The 3,307-nt window shown below is 29.3% G+C and carries 4 protein-coding genes; all 4 read right to left on the reverse strand.

The window, feature by feature from the left end; all coding sequences use genetic code 11:
- Window positions 1-219 precede the first annotated feature (219 nt).
- From DXA15_RS24670 to DXA15_RS24685, 4 genes are read right to left on the reverse strand one after another with little or no spacing between them, the layout of a single operon-like run.
- Complete coding sequence (locus DXA15_RS24670; RefSeq protein ID WP_128135802.1) at window positions 220-1,026, reverse strand: glycosyltransferase family 2 protein; 807 nt, start codon at window positions 1,024-1,026, stop codon at window positions 220-222.
- Entirely contained in the window at window positions 1,013-1,660 is a 648-nt protein-coding gene (locus tag DXA15_RS24675) for a polysaccharide pyruvyl transferase family protein (protein ID WP_369683086.1), read from the reverse strand. The genes DXA15_RS24670 and DXA15_RS24675 overlap by 14 nt, the downstream gene beginning before the upstream one ends.
- A 14-nt stretch (window positions 1,661-1,674) precedes the next feature.
- Window positions 1,675-2,085 carry a hypothetical protein gene (locus tag DXA15_RS24680; protein ID WP_128135804.1) on the reverse strand — a complete coding sequence of 137 codons (411 nt, stop codon included), beginning with the start codon at window positions 2,083-2,085 and terminating at the stop codon, window positions 1,675-1,677.
- A complete protein-coding gene (locus DXA15_RS24685; protein WP_128135805.1) occupies window positions 2,082-3,065 on the reverse strand; it encodes a glycoside hydrolase family 88 protein in 984 nt (327 codons plus the stop codon). Before DXA15_RS24685 ends, DXA15_RS24680 begins: the two co-directional genes overlap by 4 nt.
- Between the last annotated feature and the right edge of the window lie 242 nt (window positions 3,066-3,307).

Below are 3,307 nucleotides of genomic sequence, written 5' to 3' on the forward strand. Positions count from 1 at the left end.
TCACTTATACATAAATCAGAATCTGTAATTCCTAATAATACTCGAAGATAATATTGTATTATTGAAGCTTTATATAAATTCAAATTATATCCTTTAAATCTTGAGGATCTGTAATTCCTAATAATACTCGAAGATAATATTGTATTATTGAAGCTTTATATAAATTCAAATTATATCCTTTAAATCTTGAGGATAAATCTTGATATCTTTTCTGCATTTCTAAAAGACTCGAAGATAATATTGTATTATTGAAGCTTTATATAAATTCAAATTATATCCTTTAAATCTTGAGGATAAATCTTGATATCTTTTCTGCATTTCTAAAAGACACATTTCCTCAGTAGCAAGAGACAATCTTCGATGCGACAATGAATTTGGAGTTAATCTATATATATAATCAACTGAATTTATAAATAATAAAGAACTTATAAATGAAATATATTTCAACACAAAATCACAATCTTCTGCATAATGCAAATTTTCATTAAAACGAATGGAATGATCGTGAATAATTGATGCCTTATATAACTTAGAGATAGGTCCCCCATTTTCATAAATTCGATATTTCACTATACACTCTACTAGATTATCTTCTTTTAACAATATTTTTTCATAAACTTTATCTATTCTAGACTCAGTTTGAGTATTCCAATATTGAATTCCTGATATAACAAAATCGACACTACTCAAATATGCTCCATCAACCAAATGCTTAACATAATCAACCTTTACAGTATCATCAGAATCAACAAATACAAGCCAATAACCTTGAGCATATTCAATACCCATATTACGAGCAGAACTAGCCCCTAAATTTTTTTTAGAATAAACAACAATTCGTGTATCAAGTTGTGACAAGATTCTACATTTATCTAATGAATCATCACTACTACCATCGTCAACTAATATAATTTCTATATTTTTATATGATTGACGCAATAATCCATTAACACAATTCTCTATGTAAGCTGATGAATTATATACAGGAACAATTATGGAAACCAATTCTTTATTAAGATAATCCATTACGCAAATAATCTAGACTCTTATTAATCATTTCATTTTTCTTAGAATCAACAACAGTCCAATCTATTGGAGTATTTTCCAACTTAGCATTTACTACTACACGTGATTCCAACCCAAATTTTGATAACAATGAAACAAAACGAGTAGCTCCTCTATCTGCATTGATTAAAGAATAGAATTCTCTATGAAATATAATAGAAAAGACTGTTCCATGAAAAGAGTCTGTTATCACAAAATTTGCATCTCTAAATAAAGCCAACCATTCTTCCACAGAATATGTAATACTATCATGAGCCGAAAAAACAATTATTTCGTAATTATTTTCACGCGAAAACTCTTCTATAATTACCATCTTCTCACTACTAGTATCTAACATATAGCAACAGACATATCTTTTGCAATTTACAGGTATATCAGAACATAGTGAACAATAATCATCATTTGATAAAAGTAAAGTAGGATCTAATACTTCGCTAGCTTTAACATCTAAATATTTTTGGCATAAATGAATCCCGCTGTGTTCACGTACAGAAACTGCATTAAACTGTTTTACTAATTCTTTACATACTTTTGTTTGTTTATCAGTATATTCCCAAGAATCAACTCCAAAAGAAGCCGCATAAGACATTTTTATTAGTTTTTCATTCTTTAGAAAAGAAAGATATGTATCATATAAACAATTAGACTATACCTCGGACGCCAAACTTGATCACTACCAACTATTACAGCACCAATTTTATATTTTTGAACAATCTCTCTATTATAAGATAAATACTGGCTATCAGTTAATTTAATATATTTATGAACAAAATTCATTATTCGTTTATCACGTGGAAAAACATTTCTATAAGGAGTCAATGCTCTTCTCTTCGAAGAAAATGGATATAATAAAATTGTTTTAACTGTCTGGAACAGATAAAACCATAAAGGACTACTATCGCGATAATCTATAGTCACTGGGTTATGACCTAACTTTATCAATACACTTTGTAATGCAAAGTTCTGCAACACTCCTCCATAATTTGCCTTAATAGGCTGAGTTACAATCGCAATATTCATACATTTGATTTTGACAATAAAAGTAAATATAAGCCATTAGCTAATCCTCCTAAACCATAATAAGAAGCATAGTCATTGAATCCACATGTATCTCCTGTACAAAAATCAATCAACCCATCTTGACGAATAAAAGAATGTAATTGAGAAAAATTTGGAGTATAATCTGAATATATTAATACTTTATACAATTCACAGAGTAAAGCAACAGATGAATCTACTATCGAGTAACCTTGAAAAGGGAATTGAACATAGGTTATTGATGACAATAGAGAATTAATAGAATTATTTTTATCACCCAAATAGGCTTTGGCCAACAAATACCAACCTAATCCTCTTCCCCAATTACTACTACCCAAATGGATTCCAGTAGTAATATCATAACCATGTACAGGAAAACCTGTTGAAGTATTTGCATGTGTTAAGAATTCATCATAAACATTTCGAGCTATATTATAATACTTTTCATCCCCTACCAGTTCACTATACATACATAAAAAAGGAACAACCATTCCCAATGTATCCACCAATTGAACATTTGAATGACAGCGATATAGAATCCTATCGGTTTTAAATCTTCCCAACAAATAATTTGCAATGTAATGTGCAGCAATTTCATATTTATCATCAAAGGTTAACTTATACATATTGATAAAACAACATCCTATTGGGACTTGATCTATCACAGAAATTTTATACTTAAGACTCCCATCTTCACGAAATATTCCAGTAATCTTCTTGTCCATGCGTAAAATTAGATTTGTTTCATTATGCATAAGTACATATTCAGAAAGCCCCCAATACAGGAATCCTATAGGGTAATTCCCATATATTTCCTTCCGTTTACCTAAAAACTTAGTTACCTTATAACGAAACAATCCTTCTGGATGTTGGTTTACTGAATCAAAGGAAGTCGACATTGAAGCCTTTACAACGGCACTATTTACAATATCCATCTGACTATCAGTAGAAAAATATTTCATGATCCATCTATCTTTGAAAAAATTTATTACTATAGGTACGAATCATCTCTCTCTCTATTTTTTTTAGCCCCCCAAAAAACACCAAACAAGCAGTTACAAAAAAAAGAAATGTGCAAAATATAAAAGTAAATAAAAATCCAGAGGTTGAAAAAATTGCTTCAATATATATGTAATAGTAAAAGATAATCCACCGATTATAAAAGCCTTTATTATAACATTTACTACGAAATAACGCATTGAAA

This window comes from Parabacteroides sp. AM58-2XD (assembly GCF_003463685.1).
Taxonomy (GTDB): Bacteria; Bacteroidota; Bacteroidia; order Bacteroidales; family Tannerellaceae; genus Parabacteroides; species Parabacteroides segnis.

Coding starts and splice junctions, on each gene's coding strand:
- DXA15_RS24670 (WP_128135802.1), bottom strand. CDS start 1,026: ATGGATTATCTTAATAAAGAATTGGTTTCCATAATTGTTCCTGTATAT.
- DXA15_RS24680 (WP_128135804.1), bottom strand. CDS start 2,085: ATGAATATTGCGATTGTAACTCAGCCTATTAAGGCAAATTATGGAGGA.
- DXA15_RS24685 (WP_128135805.1), bottom strand. CDS start 3,065: ATGAAATATTTTTCTACTGATAGTCAGATGGATATTGTAAATAGTGCC.